This is a genomic window from Geotalea uraniireducens Rf4 (assembly GCF_000016745.1).
Classification (GTDB): domain Bacteria; phylum Desulfobacterota; class Desulfuromonadia; order Geobacterales; family Geobacteraceae; genus Geotalea; species Geotalea uraniireducens.
This window is the reverse complement of record NC_009483.1, coordinates 741044-758231: the sequence shown is the minus strand read 5'-3', so window position 1 is coordinate 758231 and position 17188 is coordinate 741044. Positions and strand designations below refer to the sequence as shown.

Here is a 17188-nt window from a genome sequence, read left to right as displayed (position 1 = left end):
CCTCGATCCTGAATGAGTATGGATTGCCTGAGATGCGGGACATGCTGTGTTGCGCCGGATATAAAGACGCTGGGAAAACCTTTGGCGGTGCGTTGCAGGCATCTGAATGCCGGTGGAGAGTGCGACCGTTATGGGGAACGTCCGGCTGTCTGTCGCGGCTACCAGCCCGATGAAATCTGCCTGCTCATCGCCGCGCCGACCCTCGAAGAACGGGTGGAGAAATATCTGCGGCTGTTCGACCTGTAAAGCGCATCATGGCCGGTAGCTCTTCAGCGACAATTCTCCGTCAATCCATTCGCCGTAGGAGAACTGGCTGATCCAGTCGCCAAGGGAGAGCAGCACCCGTTCCCGGCCGCTGTTGTTTTTTTCCAGGAACGGCAGGTGAAAATGGCCGGCGACCACAACGTCACACCCTTCCCGGAAGCGGGCAGCGGCAAAATCTCTCAGGATGGCGGCATAGTCCCACCTGATCTGTCGTTGGCCATGGTTTTTGTTGCTTTGCCGCGACATGCGTTCGGCAATGAACGAGGTCATGGCCACCGGCACCATGGGAATGAGCGCACTGCTCACTGGATTGTGAAGGAGGGCGCGCAGTAACCGATAACCGTAATCCCTGCTGTTGACCTGATCGCCGTGGCAGAGAAAGACGCGCCTCCCGTCCAGGGAGATGATTGCCGGGCCGGGATGGACTTCGGCCTGCAAGGTTTCACTAAAGAAGGGCCCCATGTGGAAATCGTGGTTCCCTTCGAAATAGACGATACGGACGCCGCTCGACGCAAGCTTCCGCAGCTGCGCCAGCACCGGCTGATAGTTGTTGAACGGGATGCTGCGGTAACCGATCCAGAATTCAAAAAGATCGCCAAGGATAAAGAGGGTATCGATATTCCCCTCAAGGCTTGAGAGGAAACGGAGAAGGGTCTGGTAGTTTTCGTCCCTTTCATTTCTCAGGTGGGCATCGGCAATGAAAATTTTACGCATAACGGCACTATATAGGAAAATCCGCAAGAGGTAAAGATGGAGAAAAACGGCTTGCGGCAGCAGACAATGGTGACGTCGCGAAAAATTGCCTTTGACATTGGCCTGGCTTTAGCGGATTTATAAAGGGGTTGTTTAATGGGTGTTATGCGGGATATGGAAATCGTCTGGGACGATCTACTGGATGCATTTGAAAATCCCGACCCGGAAATGGTCTACTTCCTCGACAGGGAAACCGGAGAAGTTTTTTACGTGCCGAGTGACTATGAAGACGATGCCTTCTGGGATGAAATAGAGGCCGATGATGAGCGCTACCTCCTTATCCCCTGTTTTGACTACGACCAGGAGAGGCAGCTCCTCCACGAATTCATCAAAGGGGTGACCAACGGAAAACTGAAAACGCTTCTGGACAGGGCTTTCGTCGGCAAAAGCCCCTATGGCCGTTTGGATGAGATCCTCTCGTTTTATCCCGAAGAGTTGGAACGGTTGCTGGCCATCAAGGAAGAGTTGCTGACCGCCAGAGTTGGGCATTGGCTCGAAGAGCATGACATTTACCCATCCGGCGAGCCGTTTTAACAGGCCGCACCCGGGTGGCACGACGAGTGACATCGATTCGTCCGCCAAAGGAACCTATGCAGCCGCAACAGTCAACCTCAAACAGAGCGATCATCGGCCTGCTGGTAATCGCCGCCTTCTTTGCCGCAGGCTACGCCCTGCGCCACACCGTGTCGTGCTTTCTCCTCTCCTTTGTGCTCGCATACCTGATCGACCCCTGCGTCGTCTATCTGGAGCGGAAAAAAACGCCGCGACTTTACGGCATACTCATCGTCTACCTGGTCATCGGCCTCGTTTCCGTCTTCTGCATCGCCTATCTCCTCCCCTTCACCACCCTCGCCTGGGATTCTCTGGTCCGCGACCTGCCCCGCCATGTGCAAAAAGGGAAGGAGATCATGCTCGGCTGGAAGGACCAGTTTCAACCCGCCTACGGCGCCGATGAATGGCAATGGCTTTTCGATACGCTTTCGACGAACATGAACAAGCTCTTCGCCAAAATGAGCGCCGGTGTCTACGCCGCAGCAGCCAACGTGGTCTTCAACCTGTTCAACATAATCCTTTCGCCGATCCTGGTATTCTTCATGCTCTACTACAAGCGGAACATCATCGACGAGATCGTCGCCTGGCTCCCTGCGGCGCACAGTGACAACATCCGCGCCCTCGGCCGGGAAATAAACCAGAGCGTTGGCGGCTACATCAGGGGACAAATGGTCGTTTCGCTGATTGTAGCCGTTCTGTCGACAATTGCCCTCTTTTACCTCGGCATCGACTACGCGGTGTTGAACGGCATCTTCGCCGGCCTGGCATCGATCCTCCCCTTCATCGGCGTGGTGCTCGCCACCATCCCGCCGCTCTTCTTCGCCTATGTCAAGTTCCAGAGCGGCGTCGTGCTCATCAAGGTGCTGGCGTCGTTCGCCGCGATCTATTTCCTCGAAGGCTACGTAATCAAACCGCTGGTCTTCAAAGAGTCAATGGACCTGAACCCTCTGTTCACCATCATCATCGTCATGGCCTTTGGCGAACTGATGGGCTTCTGGGGGATACTACTCGCCATACCGCTTGCCGCTGCCTTCAAGATAATCTCGGCACACCTGCGGCGCGGTGATTTCATCAGGGAAGCATAAGCCATGCAACCGGCACAGGGAAGAATACACCCGCTCTTCCATATACTCTCGGCCGCCCTGGCGCTCTTGCTCCTGTCGGGCTATTTCATGCGTCACACCCTCTCGGCCCTGTTAACCTCGCTGGTGCTTGCCTATCTCCTTAACCCGCTGCTCAAACGCCTGGAGAAAAGGGGCTTGCGCCGCCTTTCCGCTCTCGGCATCCTCTACCTTGCGCTGGCAACAGCGATCGTCCTTGCCTCGCTCCTGCTCGTCCCCTACCTGGTGCACCAGTTGGAGACACTGGCCACGGCCGTCCCCTCTTATGTACTGAACCTGAAAGGCGACATGGATGAATGGCAGGTGCGGCTCGCGCCCTATTACAGCGGCGAGGAAGGGGCATGGCTTCTGGCCAGGGGCAAGGAATCCCTCACCAGCCTGGCGCAGGAAATATCCGGCATGGGCTATAATCGGCTCACGGCGATTCTCTACGGGATTTTCAACCTGATCCTGGCGCCCATCCTGGTGTTTTTCATGCTCCTCTACAAGCAGCACATCAAGGACCTCATCCTGCGCCTGACACCCCCGGCGCAGAGACGGCAGTTGAGCGATCTGGGTAAAAGAATAAACAGGTCCATGGAACGGTTCATCATCGGCATGTTCATGGACTGCCTGCTGGTCGGCATCCTTATCGCCATTGCTCTCTACCTGCTCGACATCCAGTTCGCGGTGCTGAACGGAGTTATAACCGGCTTCGCCTCCATCGTCCCCTTTGTCGGGGTGGCCTTTGCCGTCATCCCGCCGCTTTTGATCGGTTACGCCCAGAGCGGCGATCCGCTGATCATCGCCAAGGTCTGCGGCGTATATTTCCTTATCAACGTCATAATCGAAGGGAACCTGATCAAGCCGCTGGTCATGAGGCACACCCTCAGGCTAAACCCGCTGGCGGTAATCTTTGCCGTCATGGCAATGGGCGAACTGATGGGATTCTGGGGAATCGTGCTGGCAATTCCTCTGGCGGCGGTGATCAAGATCTGCGCCGGCGAAATCAAAAAAGGCAAAGCCCATGGTTGAAAGGCCCTGGTCAATTCCACCCTCGCAGCGTCCTCGGCATCCCCACAGCCGCCGGACGCCTCTATTATCCCCTCATTGAAACAACAGAAAAGACCTCATCCAGCCAAATCTCTATTGAAATCCCTTCATAAAGACCGTATTATCCAACCCACAAAAGGACAAAATCCTGGATTAATATCCAAGTAGACCGTCAGGGTCGAAGACGGTTTAGTTCAAATTGATTGATATGTGGCAATAAATACAAGACTTGCGAGGAGATTAGTATGTCCAGAAATATTTTTATTCTTCTTTATTGTGCAGTTGTTAGCACACTGACCGGCTGTTGTTATTTTAGCCCGACTTTACAATGTACAGTAAAAGAGCTGGGATATGAACCAGTTGCTCTCCCGTCAAAAGAATTTCGGCCTGGTAATGTTGTATTGGCAACCAGTCGTAACCCTTTCAATAGTAGTCCAGTATGTGATGGTACTTACATTGGCACGGTCACACCCAAGAAAGATGGTGCTGCAACAGTAGCAGCTACTCAGAAACTGACGACTTCGTTCAATTTCGATACAGATTATTTTGGTCAACTTGGACTTGATGTTGATTACCACGCCATTAAGGACATCAAGGTGTCTCTTAGTAACGTAATTGTAGAAACTGTTGCTGATGACAAAGTTTTTTCTGGCTTATGTAAACAAGAACAAGGATGTACGGACGCCATAAATAGCCTTCAAGGAAATAAGGCTGTAGGCTTTTTACAAAAGGCCTTAATAGCAGACGCAACGTACAGTGTAATTTTCGACGAGGGTGCAAAGTTAAGCGTTGAAACTCAAAACCAAATTGTTCGTAGTCTTGCTCTCAAATTTGGTGGTGCACAAAGTAATGTTGGTGATAACACAATAAGCGGGAAAGGTCTTTACTGGGGTGTTCAGACTCGTCAAGACTTGGTTAGAACACCAGCATCTATTTCCACTCCATGTCCTCCAGTTAACACAATTGCTTCTGTTGACACTTCTTCCACTTCTTCCAATCAAAACGATTATAAAACAAGCGAATGGCCCTTAATTGCAAGAACTGGGAATCTTGCAACTATCAAGCAGATTGTTGAGAAAGGTGAGAAGATTGATAAAACTACACCCAACGGATCAACAGCGTTACACCTTGCAGCGAAAGCAGGACATATAGACGTTGTTCAGTATTTATTAGAACAGAAATCGAATGTAAATATTCAGGATGAAGGTGGTGCTACTCCTCTTTTTTGGGCTTCCCAAGGCGGCTCTATTGATGTTGTTCGTGCACTAGTCTTAGCTGAAAGCAACCTGGACTCGGAAGCGCAAATTGGTTCAATGCTGTTTGGAACAATAGTCACCTCACCTGTTGGCATTGCGTCAAAGGAAGGCTACATAGAGATTGTGAAGTATTTGGTTCAAAGGGGCTCTGATCTTAACCCAGTTGAGAAAAGAACTGGTTTTTTGAATACCACTGTAGTCAAATCACCACTTGAATTAGCTATAGAAAATACGAACTGCAACATTGCATCATATTTGCTAGATAATGGAGCCAAACCAAGAAAAGATACTATTTTCTCAGCAGTGAACTCTTGTGATGCAGACGTATTCAAGAAAATGCTTAATAAGGGTGCGAACCCTGACGAAATAGGATTTGAGGGCAAGACAGTCAGAGATATTGCTATAGAAAGCAATAAGCTTGATATTGTAGCACTTATCGATGAATGGAAAAGGAAACCATAATTTTTCATCAAGCCAAGAAAAAAAGTCTGCCCTCAGCCTGAAAGTCCATTTCCGACGAGGCAGGATACTCGTCATGAGACCGCTTTTTATAAACTAAAGTCGAAAAGACGAAGTTCCAACAAGACAGTTGGACCAGGCTGAAAATCCGACCGGTTCCAACTCCCGGCACGTTATGTGAAAAAATGCAATTGACACGAGTGACATTTGTGCACATAATTTAGGTCACATATGGAGGTGGCAAATGAAATTTTTGAGCGTACGCGATTTGAGGGGTAAATCTGCCGAAATCTGGAAAGAGCTTCCCGCTGAACGGGAGATGATCATCACGAGCAATGGGAGACCAATTGCCATTCTTGCGGCAATAAGTGAATCGAATCTTGAAGAGTCTTTGGCCGCATTCCGGCAAGCGCGCGCAGTCGAGGCGGTAGCAAGTATCCAGCGCTGGTCCGCAGACAAAGGAACCGACAAGATCACGATGGACGAGATTGACAAGCAAATCAAAGCTGTCCGCAAAAAGCGTGCATCAGCGCGATGAACATTGTTCTCGATACCAATGTCCTTGTTGCCGGTCTTTTGTCACCGTTCGGTCCATGCGGAGAAATTGTCCGCATGGTTTCGTCCGGTGAGCTCACACTTTCTTTTGATGCCCGCATCTTGACCGAATACGAAGAAGTTCTCGACCGGCCTAAATTCAAGTTTGAAAAAGACAAGGTCTCTGCCCTTCTGGATCATATCGAGCATCGTGGACTCACGGTCGCAGCATCTCCTCTCTCCCAATCATTGCCGGACATTGATGATGAAGCATTCCTGGAAGTGGCTATAGCCGCTCAAGTTGAATGTCTCATCACAGGAAACCAGGTTCATTTTCCATCGGAACTGTGCCAGGGCGTGACGGTTTTTTCTCCCAGCGAGTTCCTGGCATTTTACAAAAAACGGCACAGAACAACGGCGTAAAAAAGGAAACAATGAATGAATAACACATACGTTCACGGCTACGATTTAAGAGAGAACATTCGCCTTCAGGACCAAGCGTCGACACTGGTTGAGTTATTGCACTCCGACACTGTTTATCCTGCCGGAAGCAAGGTTTTGGAAGCAGGTTGTGGAGTTGGCGCACAAACAGTAACTCTTGCCAGGAACAGCCCGGAAGCACTGATCACTTCTGTCGATATATCTGAAAACTCTGTGGTCACGGCCAGGTTGAATACCGAGGCCGCGGGGATAACAAACGTCATGTTCCAGCAAGGTGACATTTTCCATTTGCCCTTCGAGACAAATTCCTTTGACCATATTTTTGTCTGTTTCGTTCTCGAACATTTGCCCCATCCGGTTAAAGCGTTAAACATTCTGAAAAAATATCTGAAGATTGGCGGAACAATAACCGTGATTGAAGGCGATCACGGTTCAACATATTTCTTCCCGGACGGTGAATCGGCTCATAAGGTTATCAGCTGCCAGGTTGAGCTGCAAAAGAGAGCCGGCGGGAATGCCAATATAGGCAGAGAACTGTATCCACTTCTGAACGAAGCCGGCTACGGAGCAATTCATGTTTCTCCGCGAATGGTTTATGTTGATGCCGGCAGACCTGAACTCGTTGATGGCTTCACCATAAAGACTTTTACCGCCATGATTGAGGGTGTACGTGAATCTGCACTCGCAGCGGGATTAACCGATCAGAACACCTTCGACAAAGGCATCGAAGAACTTTACAGGACAACAGAACCGGATGGCGTTTTCTGTTACACGTTTTTCAAAGCAGTTGCCGTTAAGGAGTAAATTCCGAACCATCGGCCGCAGGTCGTGCACGCGCGGGACGTGCTCCACATGCTCACGCAGAAGTGTCCCTTTTTTCTTTATAGTAAAAGGAGTCTAAACATGGCGATTGATGAACGCATGTGGAAAATAATCCAAAAGCATTTGGGTTACACGGATGAAGAAATGAAAAAGTTCAGGGAGAATCCGAGAAATGAAGATGTCCTGACTAAAAATGCCACCTTGATGAACAAGACCATCATTCTTGAGGTAGTCGAATCACATGGCTGTAATAGTCGTCACAAGGTTGGCGATAAGTTCTACTTTGATGGGGCGGGCAATCTACTCACGGAACTATGTCCGAAGAAAGTATGCGCTTATTCGTTGAATTCTGCTTTCATGATGGTCTTTACGGCCAACGAGATGATCTATGCAGGTGTTGACCCCAATGAGATCAGGTTCAAGCGGGCCAGTTGCTTTGATGTAGGGCTTCAGTGCGGTGGATGGGGGCGCATAGTGTTGGAATTACGCGTGGAAGACCGTTCACAAAGTTGATTTTGTTTACGCCGCACACGGATAGGTTGTTAGCCGAAAACATGAAAAATAAAAGAAATGAATTGATGAGGACGGGGGGCAAAATGAATATTAACTCAGCAAAACTGATCTACTTTTCGCCGACTCAAACGACAAGGAAGGTCGTAGAAGGCATTTCGCAAGGACTTCAGGTTGTCGACGTCGAAGCCCTTGATTTGACCACCCATGATGCAGAAATAGAGAAGCCCCAAAGAGGGTATGAAGATTTGGCCATCATCGGATCTCCGGTGTACAGCGGGCGGCTCCCCGCAGTTGCGGTTTCCAGGCTGCGAAAACTTAAGGGAAATGGTGCACCAGCGGTTATCGTCGTCGTGTACGGGAATAGAGCTTATGAAGACGCGCTCCTCGAATTAAGGGATGTTGCCCAGGAAGCAGGGTTCAACCCCATTGCCGCCGGAGCATTTATTGGTGAACATTCCTTTTCCACCAACTGCACACCTATCGCCGTCGGACGGCCTGACGTGGAAGACCTCGGGAAAGCAAAGACATTCGGGAAAATGATCCGTGAGAAGATAATAAACATCCGGGCACTTGAGGAGTTGATCCCGCTCCAGGTCCCTGGGAACTTCCCTTTTAAGGAACTACGGATGCTATCGGATATCTCATCCGTTACACAAGAGATGCTATGCACAAGGTGCAAGAAGTGCACATCGGTTTGCCCCACCGCTGCGATACATGCGGATGCCCCCACATTGACAGATAAAAGTTCGTGTATCCGGTGCTGCGCATGCGTCAAATGCTGTCCAGCCGGTGCAAAATCAATGGATGACCCACGTATCAAGCAGGCGGCAGAGCAGTTGACCGTTAACTGTAGTCATCGGAAGGAGCCTGAAACGTATCTGTAGGAGAGGGATTGCGCTTCATCAATCGCTATCCAGCGCATGGATACACATATAATCAATGCCAGGAGGTTCTTATGATACACCGCGTTCTGCACAAAAGGCGACTCCTCATGGGTTTACTTTGGCTTATCCTGCTTTCGTCTTTTTGCCAAATCGCCTTCGCATCATCGGAATACAGGCTTTCAAAAGGACAGACCCTTTATGTGCCCGTCTATTCGAACATTTTCAGCGCTCCCAAAAAAGTTCCGTTTAATTTGGCGACAATCTTAAGTATTCGCAATACAGACATGTCAAATCCTATCAACATCATTGCCGCAGATTACTATGATACCAAGGGAAAATTAGTGAGAAAATATTACCAGAAGTCAATAACCTTGGCCCCTTTGGAGTCAACGGATATTTTCATCCCTGAAGAAGATACAACGGGCGGGACTGGTGCAAATTTTATCGTCAAATGGAATTCGCAAAAAGAGGTGAACGTTCCCATCATTGAAAGTGTGATGATCGGCATGAAATCCGGGCAGGGCATTTCTTTTGTAAGTCCGGGCCAGGAAATCAAAGAAACTGCCCGATGAACAATCCATGAAAACGTTTATTCGGGAATCAATAAATTTCCTTCTGATTGTATTGGGAATTCTTTCGGCGGGGATGGGCATTAAAGGGTTTTTGCTGTCGAGCCACTTCATAGATGGCGGCGTAACCGGCATTTCCATGTTGCTGGCCAATGTGCTTGGCTATCCGTTGTCGATCCTTATCCTGCTTATCAATCTTCCGTTCATCGCGCTGGGCTATCGCCAGATTGGCGGGGTGTTCGCATTGAAAAGCGCACTTGCGATTGCGGGGTTATCCGTATGTCTTGCCTTTGTCAACTATCCGTATGTAACCCCTGACAAGCTTTTGACAGCCGTTTTCGGCGGTTTTTTTATCGGTGCCGGGATTGGCCTTGCAATTCGCGGTGGCGCTGTTCTTGACGGTACTGAAATAGCAGCGTTGCTGGTCAGCAAGGGTAGTCATCTGCTGAAAGTCGGCGATGTTATCCTCATCCTGAATATTTTCATCTTTTCCGCTGCCGCCATTTTTCTCGGCATCGATTCGGCGCTCTATTCGGTCCTGACATACTTTGCGGCATCGAAAACAATCGATTTTCTGATCCACGGCATCGAGGAATACAACGCCATTATCATCATGTCCGAAAAGAGTGATGAAATCAGGGAAGCTATCGTACGTGTCCTGAGTCGTGGCGTGACGATCTACAATGGCCGCGGCGGAATGACCGGCAAGCCGATGCGTATACTCTACTGTGTCGTTACCAGGTTGGAAATCGGCAGGGTCAAGAACGTTATCAATGAGATTGACGGAGCGGCATTTATTGTAATTCACCCGTTGGCAGATGCAGCCGGTGGCATTATCAAGAAAACCGCCCTGCATTGAAATCCGCCCACGCCGACGCCAGCAGAGAGGGTGCTGCACATTGAACCGTAGCCTGACTTTAAGGAGGCCGAACATGAAAAACGCAAGACTGGCTTTAGCGGCACTTTGCATGCTCACAGCGGGCGCATTCGGGGCAATAGCCCATGCCGACGACTATCAGGGGGTCAAGGCCACCAGGATTCTCACATCAGCCACCGCTTCCAACGGCCAGAAGTTGAGCTATCTCAAGACCGACAATCCGGAGGTCACGGCGATGATCGTCGAGATTCCTCCCGGCGCTGAAACCGGCTGGCACACGCATGCCGTGCCGGTTTACGCCTATATGCTCGCAGGGAGCATCACCGTGGAGATGGAAGGGGGAAAGAAATATGAATTCAAGGAAGGGGAAGCCATCTTCGAAGTAAGGAACACCCCCCACAACGGCCGCAACAACGGCACCCAGACCGCCAGGCTGGTGGTCTTCTACACGGGAGAAGTCGGGAAACCGAATGTTACACGAATGAAGGGGCCGGGATTTTAACGAGTCTGCTGACGCAAGCAAGTAGAACGGTCGACTTCACGACAATCTGATCAACCCTGTTCAAACGTCGGAAGGGGAGCCCGGCCGGGTTCCCCTTCTTCTTCAATGCAATTCCGCACCCACCCCTTTATTCATCCTTGTTGCCAGTGCCACTCCCCCCGTTGGCAAGCACGGTGAAAAGCTCTTCTTTACCGGTAACCCCCGTCTTTTCATAGATCCTTTTCATGTAGGTCTTGACGGAAGATTCAGAAAGGGAGAGGTCCTCTGCCGTTTCACGGAATGTCATTTTCCGGAGCACGCAGTAGAGGACCGCCTGTTCCTGTCCCGACAGACGCTTTTTGAGGGCCGGAGAGAGGTTGATGCCGGCAGGTCGCTGCCGGCTTTCTTCCGGCTCGGGACGAACCTCCCTTTCCGTTCCCCTCTTCCGGACAAAGAAAACGAAGATAAAGACGGCGATCGTAAGTATCAGATTTGCCGAACCGACGACCAGGCTTCCCTCTCCGCCAATGGCGTCGGATATGATGTATCCACCGGCAATCCCGGCACAGACAGTCCCGAAGACCGGGCCGGCAGCACGAAGAGTGTCGGTGCGGGTGAACAGAAGAACGAGGATAAAGAGATCGATGAAGCCCGCTGAACTCTGAAACGCGAACATGCTCAGGTTGACGGAGAGTCCCCCCCTGATCTGGAGCAGGGGAAAGGAGAGCATTCCCCCCAGGATACCGAGCACCAGAAGTGCATCCTTTCCCTTGCGTACCAGATACGCACCGATAAATGCAGTCCCCGCATAGAAGAGAAGCTCTATTCCGTCAAGGAAGGCGTACCGGTTGTATGTGGCCATGAGAGAGCCGTACATGACGCCGCTCACCAGCTGATACACGAACAGGAACGGCAGATACCCGACAAATGAATCCTTTTCCTCCGCTCCGCAGCGGGGAGTCGGTGAAAAAAGAGGGACGAGGAGCAACAGCGCCAGCAAGAGGTGGATGGCCTGCGGCGTCAACGGTAATTTCATGAGTAGCAGCAGTGCCAGATTTCCACCGGCCATGCAGATGGCTCCGGCCAGGGGCGGGTTGGCGACAAGGCCCATATCCCCTATTGACTTGACCAACAGACCCGCTGCGGCAACCCCGAGTAGCGCGAGCAGGGGCAGAGCCCGATTGCCGGCATAGGGAAAGAGCGCTGTACCGGCGACGACGGTGCCGATCGCGACGTTCACGACCACCGGGAAGAACCGGTTGTTAATGAGAAATCTTATGGCGAAAAGGGCAAGTGCATGGGGGATGACAAAAAACAGGAAGGGATGTTCAGGGCCGGTTTTCCCCAGGAGGAAGCCGTTCATGGGAAAGGCGAGAAGCCAGAGGATAAATATGGAGAATCGCAGAATTGCTAGATATGAATTTGCGACCATATGGCAATCCTTATAATGAAAATGAAACGACAATATCACAATAGTTTACAAAAAAGTCGACAATAATAGCATAAAAATCACGTTGGTTGACAGATGGTCGACTTTTCATAACAAGCGGTCCGTTATTAAGATGCAGCATTAATGAATTGGGATCCCCCGAAAGGAGCCTCGATCAATGGGTGCCGGATTTCCGTTCAGGGATGGACAGTGATGAAAGCAGTCAAGGTTTGAGCACGGGAATTAGCGAAGATTCAAAGAGAAAGGGGGGAGCGTTTGCAGAAACATCTGAAATGGTATGTTCCAGGCATTCAACGTACAGGACAAGGAGGAGACAAACATGAGACAATTATGGAATAGTATCAAGCTGGTGATGTTCGGCGCGGTGACGGCCGTGGTCCTTGCGGCCTGTGGAGGGAGTGGAGGCGGAGGTGCAGCCACGACGATATCGGGGGTAGCGGCGGCAGGGGCGCCTATTATCGGCAGCGTTACCATCAAAGACAGCACAACACCTACCGCCCAGACAAAAACTGTTCCCATCGCAGCCGACGGGAAGTACACGGTGGATGTCACCGGATTGAAGGCCCCTTACATGGTGCGGGCTGACGGCTATGTCGGCGGCAACGAGTATCACCTGTACTCGGCCGGCACATCGGCGGACGTGGGAGGCAAGATCAATGTCACCCCGCTCACCGACCTGATCGTGTCGAACATTGCCGGGTCGATTGCCAAGACCTATTTTGACAGCGGCAATTTCTCAAACCTTACCGCTACACAACTGACGGCACAGTCAGACGCCCTGAAAGCCAAGCTTCTTCCTGTCCTGCAGGCAGTGGGTGTCAGCAGCTCGATCGACCTGCTGCGGGCATCGTTCAGCACCGACCACACCGGTCTTGATGCGGCTCTGGACGTGCTCAAGGTAACAACAGATACAACCACAGGTGTTGCAACCATTACAAATATCATCACCCAGCAGCAGATGACCTCGAATATCACTACGGGAACCTATACGGGCGCCATTACTGACACGACCGGTGTTGCAACCGCTGCCACAGACATCCAGTTGATCAGTGCGGGATTCAAGACCTTCTCCAATCTTTTTGCCACCAGCCTTCCCAGTGACACCAACCCGACCCTGCTGGCTCTTTTTGATAGCGCCACTTTCATGCTAGAGGGACAGACACTAGCCGCTTTCCTCACTGAGATAACGACCGATAAAAGCATGATCGGGATCTCGTTTGCCAATATCTCCATCCAATCGATGGATGCGAACGGTAATGCCGTGGTTGCGATTGATGTGATGCAGAACGGCAAGGTAGTCAATGACGGGCCGAAACCATTCCACATGATCAAAAAGACAGATGGGAAATGGTATATGCAGGGGGACCAGTACATCGCCAATGTCAATGTCGAGCCCGTGGCGGAATATCGTGTATCTGATACTGTGACCCCGATTGTTACCGGCTTGCGTCTTAATATTGAAGACCGTGGCGGCAAGGGTATTACGTCGGCAGTGGTGACCGGAGCCGGCCTTCCCTCTACCGGTGTCACGATAATTAATAACATTGCGTACCACTACTTTGAAATTCAGGGGCAAAATGGCGGGAATCTTTACTCCATGACCGATACGGCCATTGGTGCAATAGCTGATACAGAGGAAAGCTACACCATTAAACTGTATATCGGCACCACATTGGCAGCCACTTACACCGAAAAGCTCAAGAAGCGGCCGTACCTGAAATCTGAATTGACTACCGCCAACTTCCCGACCATCACCTCGCCAACAGTGGCCCAGGTGCGTGCTTTTACCGGCGGGAACACTACTGTCAGTTGGACCTTGCCGACCGGACTCACCAATGACTGGCTGTCTGCCCAGATAGCTGATAACGCCGGCAACTCTGCCATGTTTGAAGCGTCACTCTTGCCGACGGATACCAGCAAATCCTTTACGCTGAACCCGGTAACAAGCACCGGGCAAGCCTTTACCATAACACAGGGATGGCTCTGGCTGGGGGCGTGGGATAGCTACGGCAGACAACTTGATACGGTTATTTGGTAACAACTGTCATCAAAAGTTATGAGTTGTTTCCAGGCGGGGCCTTGTGCCCCGCCTTTTTTCGGCCTCTTTCAAGAATTCCTGTTCCGGCAACCATGCATTGACACTGCCCCCCCGTTTCCACTCATTTCCCGGTAATAATCTCTTGTCACAAGGGAAAATCCATATTTTTACCACGTGCCGGCAGAGCTCTTGACACCTCGGGCAACCTTTGCTATGGTTCCTTAACAGGAGACACGATCATGTTCACATCTTTTTCAACAATATCTCTAGTACTGGTAGTCGTAGTCGTCACCACGTGACGGCTCGCTGCTACCTGTGACCAGATAACGGATCAGAAGGAGCGCGGGCTTAGCCCCGCGCTCCTTTCTTTTTGCCGGACGGGCAGAAAAAAGGAAGCCGCGGGGGATACACCCTGCGGCCTTTTTTATTCTGCACGCGAAAGGAGACTACTGTATGAAGACAGGAGCACAGATTCTGCTGGAATGCCTCAAACGCGAGGGGGTGGACACCATCTTCGGCTATCCCGGAGCCAAGACCCTGCTGGTCCATGACGCCCTCTACGACGACCCCGATCTGCGCCACATCCTTGTCCGCCATGAACAGGGGGCGGCCCATGCCGCAGACGGCTATGCCCGGACTACCGGCAAGGTCGGGGTCTGCCTCACCACCTCCGGCCCCGGCGCGACGAACCTCGTGACCGGCATCGCCACGGCCCACATGGACTCGATTCCGCTGGTGGCTCTCACCTGCCAGGTCGCAACCACCGACATCGGGAGCGACGCATTCCAGGAGGCCGACATGATCGGGATCACCAGACCAATCACCAAACATAATTATCTGGTTACCGATGTAAAAGAGCTCGCCGGGATCGTTCACGAGGCATTCTCCGTAGCCCGTACCCTGCGCCCCGGGCCGATTCTCATAGACCTCCCGAGCAACGTACTGGCGGCGAAAACCGTTCCGGTCATCCCGGAGACGGTTGCGCGGCGCGGCTACCGGAGCAGGGTATCCGTGAACGACAAGCAGTTGAAAAAAGCGGCGGAGATCATCAACCGGGCGAAACGTCCCCTCATCTACGCCGGTGGCGGCATCACCCTGGCCGGGGCGTCTGCCGAACTGCGCGCCCTCGCGGCAAAAGGGGGCATCCCGGTCACCCACACCCTCATGGCTATCGGCGTCATGGACCCGGCTTCGCCCCTCTCCATCGGGATGCTCGGGATGTACGGCGCCTGGCACGCGAACCGGGCCGTGCACGACTGCGATTGCCTCGTGGCGATCGGCGCCCGATTCGATGACCGGGTAACGGGGCGGCTCGACGGTTTCGCTCCCCGGGCCGACATCATCCATATCGACATCGACCCGTCATCCATCCGCAAGGTGACCAACAGGGCGCTACCCATTGTGGGAGATGCAAAGGAAGCAATGGCGCTTTTGGCCGGCTTGCTGGAGGTGCGGGACAGGAGCGCCTGGCAGGCCCGGATAGCTGCCTGGGAGCAGGAGGCGCCGCTCCCCCGGCCAAAGCGGGAGCACCTTGTTCCTCACGAGATCATGGCGGCTCTGGGAGAGGCGTGCGGGCCAACACCCATTGTCGCCTCGGACGTGGGGCTCTCCCAGATGTGGACCGCCAATTACCTCGGCTTCTCCGCTCCCCGTCGTTTCATAACGAGTGGCGGGCTCGGCACCATGGGGTACGCCCTTCCCGCTGCCATGGGGGCGGTCCTCGGCAATCCGGGGGAGACGGTCATCGCCATCACCGGCGACGGCGCGTTCCAGATGAACATTCAGGAGCTGGCGACCTGCGCCTACTACAACATCCCGGTAAAGACCATCGTTCTCAACAACGGCAAACTCGGCATGGTTCGGCAGTTTCAGAATATCTTCCTGAAGCAGCGTTATGCGGCGACCGACCTGGGAAAACATGTGGATTTCTGCATGGTGGCCAGGGGGTTCGGTGTGGAAGCACTCAGGGTAAGCCGCAAGGAGGAGCTGGCGCCGGCACTCAGACGGGCCATGGCCATTGCCGGCCCGGTGGTGGTCGACGTGGAGATCGACCCGGACTGCTACTCTTTCCCCATGGTTCCGCCGGGAAAAAGTTCGGTTGAGATGATCTTCGCACCGGAAGATTGGCAGGGATGATCAAGAGATTGAGTCCAATTTCCCCTGAGCTAAAACAATCCACTTTACATGCGGAATCAGGACAAATACAATGTCCCCGGCAAATCCGCGAAAGGGAGGATGAATGGGGAGAAGCACCCTTCTCAACATAATCGAGCATATCGAACCGGGGATCGTCATCCTGAACCCGGATATGAGCGTATCCCACATCAACCGTATGTTCATGCTTCTCTTCAGCGGTGTCCCCCTGGAACAGCTGTTCCAGGGGGACATCCCGGGTTTTCACAGAGAGGAAACCCGCAGCAGGGTCGGCGAAATGCTCCGCCTCGCCAAAGATGCGAAACGGCAGATCCCCCTCTCCCTCAAAATCATCCGCAACGACGGCCAGGACCGCTATCTTCTCATCAAGCTGATCCCGCTGGTTGATAGGGAGATGGCCGACGAGAAGATCAGCGCGCTTTTTTACGATATCACGCCGTATATCGCGGACGAGCGGAAGCTGACGCGGGTTCCGGTCACCTCCCGCGGAGAAATTCACCTCCTCAAGCCGGAAGAGATCGTCTATTTCAAGGCGGACAATATTTACACCACGGTCCGGACCGAATCCGGCGAGTATCACTGCGACCTCTCCCTCGGCGCAGTGGAAAAGCGCCTCTCCCAGGAGATGTTCCACCGCATCCATCGGAGTTACCTGGTCAATATCGCCAAGGTGCGCAAGGTCCTGCGCGATCCGTCCGAATGTTCGGTCGAGATCGCCGGGAGCGAGGTACGCCTCCCGATCAGCCGGGACAAGATGCAGGAGTTTCTGGTCGCTGTCGGGTTGAAGTAGTCTCTTTTTCAACCGCCTGTCCCTTTACCTGAAAAATCCCACCTTTTACAAGTCCCTGCCCCCCTCCCACAAGCAGAGTATTGTATAGCATTCCCCTCATCGTTTAACCTGACCCCAGGAGTCTGTCGGACTTAGGAATGAATCTACTGCGAGAATGGCAAATCGGTCCATATCTCCGTAAATTTTCGACGAATAGGT

At 52.3% G+C, this 17188-nt stretch carries 18 protein-coding genes; 16 read left to right on the top strand and 2 right to left on the bottom strand.

Features of this window, described 5'->3' with window-relative positions; genetic code table 11:
* Positions 1 to 18: 18 nt before the first annotated feature.
* A complete protein-coding gene (locus GURA_RS03235; RefSeq protein ID WP_041245251.1) occupies positions 19 to 246 on the top strand; it encodes a hypothetical protein in 228 nt (75 codons plus the stop codon).
* 6 nt (positions 247 to 252) lie between these two features.
* Here GURA_RS03235 and GURA_RS03230 read toward each other — a convergent pair whose 3' ends face one another.
* Positions 253 to 978: a UDP-2,3-diacylglucosamine diphosphatase gene (locus tag GURA_RS03230; RefSeq protein WP_011937572.1), complete on the bottom strand. Its 726-nt coding sequence runs from the start codon at positions 976 to 978 to the stop codon at positions 253 to 255.
* Positions 979 to 1113: 135 nt separating this feature from the next.
* Between GURA_RS03230 and GURA_RS03225 the strand changes: the two genes are divergently transcribed.
* The 12 genes from GURA_RS03225 (at position 1114) to GURA_RS03170 (ending at position 10579) form a co-directional block, all read left to right on the top strand.
* Positions 1114 to 1551: a UPF0158 family protein gene (locus GURA_RS03225; protein WP_011937571.1), complete on the top strand. Its 438-nt coding sequence runs from the start codon at positions 1114 to 1116 to the stop codon at positions 1549 to 1551.
* A gap of 26 nt (positions 1552 to 1577) precedes the next feature.
* On the top strand, positions 1578 to 2654 hold the full coding sequence (locus GURA_RS03220) for an AI-2E family transporter (protein WP_232278968.1): 1077 nt from the start codon (positions 1578 to 1580) through the stop codon (positions 2652 to 2654).
* A gap of 3 nt (positions 2655 to 2657) precedes the next feature.
* Positions 2658 to 3704: an AI-2E family transporter gene (locus GURA_RS03215; RefSeq protein WP_011937569.1), complete on the top strand. Its 1047-nt coding sequence runs from the start codon at positions 2658 to 2660 to the stop codon at positions 3702 to 3704.
* Between the two features lie 263 nt (positions 3705 to 3967).
* Entirely contained in the window at positions 3968 to 5440 is a 1473-nt protein-coding gene (locus tag GURA_RS03210) for an ankyrin repeat domain-containing protein (RefSeq protein WP_041245250.1), read from the top strand.
* A gap of 241 nt (positions 5441 to 5681) precedes the next feature.
* Positions 5682 to 5975, top strand: coding sequence for a type II toxin-antitoxin system Phd/YefM family antitoxin (locus GURA_RS03205; protein WP_011937567.1), 294 nt, complete (start codon positions 5682 to 5684; stop codon positions 5973 to 5975).
* Positions 5972 to 6394 (top strand): putative toxin-antitoxin system toxin component, PIN family, encoded by a 423-nt coding sequence (locus GURA_RS03200; protein WP_011937566.1) that lies wholly within the window; start codon positions 5972 to 5974, stop codon positions 6392 to 6394. Before GURA_RS03205 ends, GURA_RS03200 begins: the two co-directional genes overlap by 4 nt.
* A gap of 15 nt (positions 6395 to 6409) precedes the next feature.
* A complete protein-coding gene (locus GURA_RS03195) occupies positions 6410 to 7216 on the top strand; it encodes a class I SAM-dependent methyltransferase (RefSeq protein WP_011937565.1) in 807 nt (268 codons plus the stop codon).
* 99 nt (positions 7217 to 7315) lie between these two features.
* A complete protein-coding gene (locus tag GURA_RS03190; protein ID WP_157046115.1) occupies positions 7316 to 7747 on the top strand; it encodes a hypothetical protein in 432 nt (143 codons plus the stop codon).
* A 41-nt stretch (positions 7748 to 7788) separates the two neighbouring features.
* Complete coding sequence (locus GURA_RS03185) at positions 7789 to 8631, top strand: 4Fe-4S binding protein (RefSeq protein ID WP_232278967.1); 843 nt, start codon at positions 7789 to 7791, stop codon at positions 8629 to 8631.
* A 71-nt stretch (positions 8632 to 8702) separates the two neighbouring features.
* Positions 8703 to 9203, top strand: a complete 501-nt coding sequence (locus GURA_RS03180; protein ID WP_011937562.1) for a DUF3124 domain-containing protein — start codon at positions 8703 to 8705, stop codon at positions 9201 to 9203.
* A 7-nt stretch (positions 9204 to 9210) separates the two neighbouring features.
* Entirely contained in the window at positions 9211 to 10059 is an 849-nt protein-coding gene (locus tag GURA_RS03175) for a YitT family protein (RefSeq protein WP_011937561.1), read from the top strand.
* 73 nt (positions 10060 to 10132) lie between these two features.
* Positions 10133 to 10579: a cupin domain-containing protein gene (locus GURA_RS03170; protein ID WP_011937560.1), complete on the top strand. Its 447-nt coding sequence runs from the start codon at positions 10133 to 10135 to the stop codon at positions 10577 to 10579.
* Positions 10580 to 10706: 127 nt separating this feature from the next.
* Here GURA_RS03170 and GURA_RS03165 read toward each other — a convergent pair whose 3' ends face one another.
* A complete protein-coding gene (locus tag GURA_RS03165) occupies positions 10707 to 11990 on the bottom strand; it encodes a helix-turn-helix domain-containing protein (protein WP_011937559.1) in 1284 nt (427 codons plus the stop codon).
* A gap of 337 nt (positions 11991 to 12327) precedes the next feature.
* On the opposite strand from GURA_RS03165, the gene GURA_RS03160 reads away from it, so the two are divergent.
* The 3 genes from GURA_RS03160 (at position 12328) to GURA_RS03150 (ending at position 16990) form a co-directional block, all read left to right on the top strand.
* Entirely contained in the window at positions 12328 to 14046 is a 1719-nt protein-coding gene (locus tag GURA_RS03160) for a hypothetical protein (protein ID WP_011937558.1), read from the top strand.
* Between the two features lie 453 nt (positions 14047 to 14499).
* Positions 14500 to 16182, top strand: coding sequence for a biosynthetic-type acetolactate synthase large subunit (gene ilvB, locus GURA_RS03155; RefSeq protein ID WP_011937557.1), 1683 nt, complete (start codon positions 14500 to 14502; stop codon positions 16180 to 16182).
* A 103-nt stretch (positions 16183 to 16285) separates the two neighbouring features.
* A complete protein-coding gene (locus tag GURA_RS03150) occupies positions 16286 to 16990 on the top strand; it encodes a LytTR family transcriptional regulator DNA-binding domain-containing protein (RefSeq protein WP_011937556.1) in 705 nt (234 codons plus the stop codon).
* The last annotated feature ends 198 nt before the right edge of the window (positions 16991 to 17188 follow it).

Excerpts from the sequence above, each read along its gene's own strand:
- GURA_RS03235 (WP_041245251.1), top strand. The coding sequence starts at position 19 with ATGGATTGCCTGAGATGCGGGACATGCTGTGTTGCGCCGGATATAAAG.
- GURA_RS03230 (WP_011937572.1), bottom strand. The coding sequence starts at position 978 with ATGCGTAAAATTTTCATTGCCGATGCCCACCTGAGAAATGAAAGGGAC.
- GURA_RS03225 (WP_011937571.1), top strand. The coding sequence starts at position 1,114 with ATGGGTGTTATGCGGGATATGGAAATCGTCTGGGACGATCTACTGGAT.
- GURA_RS03215 (WP_011937569.1), top strand. The coding sequence starts at position 2,658 with ATGCAACCGGCACAGGGAAGAATACACCCGCTCTTCCATATACTCTCG.
- GURA_RS03210 (WP_041245250.1), top strand. The coding sequence starts at position 3,968 with ATGTCCAGAAATATTTTTATTCTTCTTTATTGTGCAGTTGTTAGCACA.
- GURA_RS03205 (WP_011937567.1), top strand. The coding sequence starts at position 5,682 with ATGAAATTTTTGAGCGTACGCGATTTGAGGGGTAAATCTGCCGAAATC.
- GURA_RS03200 (WP_011937566.1), top strand. The coding sequence starts at position 5,972 with ATGAACATTGTTCTCGATACCAATGTCCTTGTTGCCGGTCTTTTGTCA.
- GURA_RS03195 (WP_011937565.1), top strand. The coding sequence starts at position 6,410 with ATGAATAACACATACGTTCACGGCTACGATTTAAGAGAGAACATTCGC.
- GURA_RS03190 (WP_157046115.1), top strand. The coding sequence starts at position 7,316 with ATGGCGATTGATGAACGCATGTGGAAAATAATCCAAAAGCATTTGGGT.
- GURA_RS03185 (WP_232278967.1), top strand. The coding sequence starts at position 7,789 with ATGAAAAATAAAAGAAATGAATTGATGAGGACGGGGGGCAAAATGAAT.
- GURA_RS03180 (WP_011937562.1), top strand. The coding sequence starts at position 8,703 with ATGATACACCGCGTTCTGCACAAAAGGCGACTCCTCATGGGTTTACTT.
- GURA_RS03175 (WP_011937561.1), top strand. The coding sequence starts at position 9,211 with ATGAAAACGTTTATTCGGGAATCAATAAATTTCCTTCTGATTGTATTG.
- GURA_RS03170 (WP_011937560.1), top strand. The coding sequence starts at position 10,133 with ATGAAAAACGCAAGACTGGCTTTAGCGGCACTTTGCATGCTCACAGCG.
- GURA_RS03165 (WP_011937559.1), bottom strand. The coding sequence starts at position 11,990 with ATGGTCGCAAATTCATATCTAGCAATTCTGCGATTCTCCATATTTATC.
- GURA_RS03160 (WP_011937558.1), top strand. The coding sequence starts at position 12,328 with ATGAGACAATTATGGAATAGTATCAAGCTGGTGATGTTCGGCGCGGTG.
- ilvB (WP_011937557.1), top strand. The coding sequence starts at position 14,500 with ATGAAGACAGGAGCACAGATTCTGCTGGAATGCCTCAAACGCGAGGGG.
- GURA_RS03150 (WP_011937556.1), top strand. The coding sequence starts at position 16,286 with ATGGGGAGAAGCACCCTTCTCAACATAATCGAGCATATCGAACCGGGG.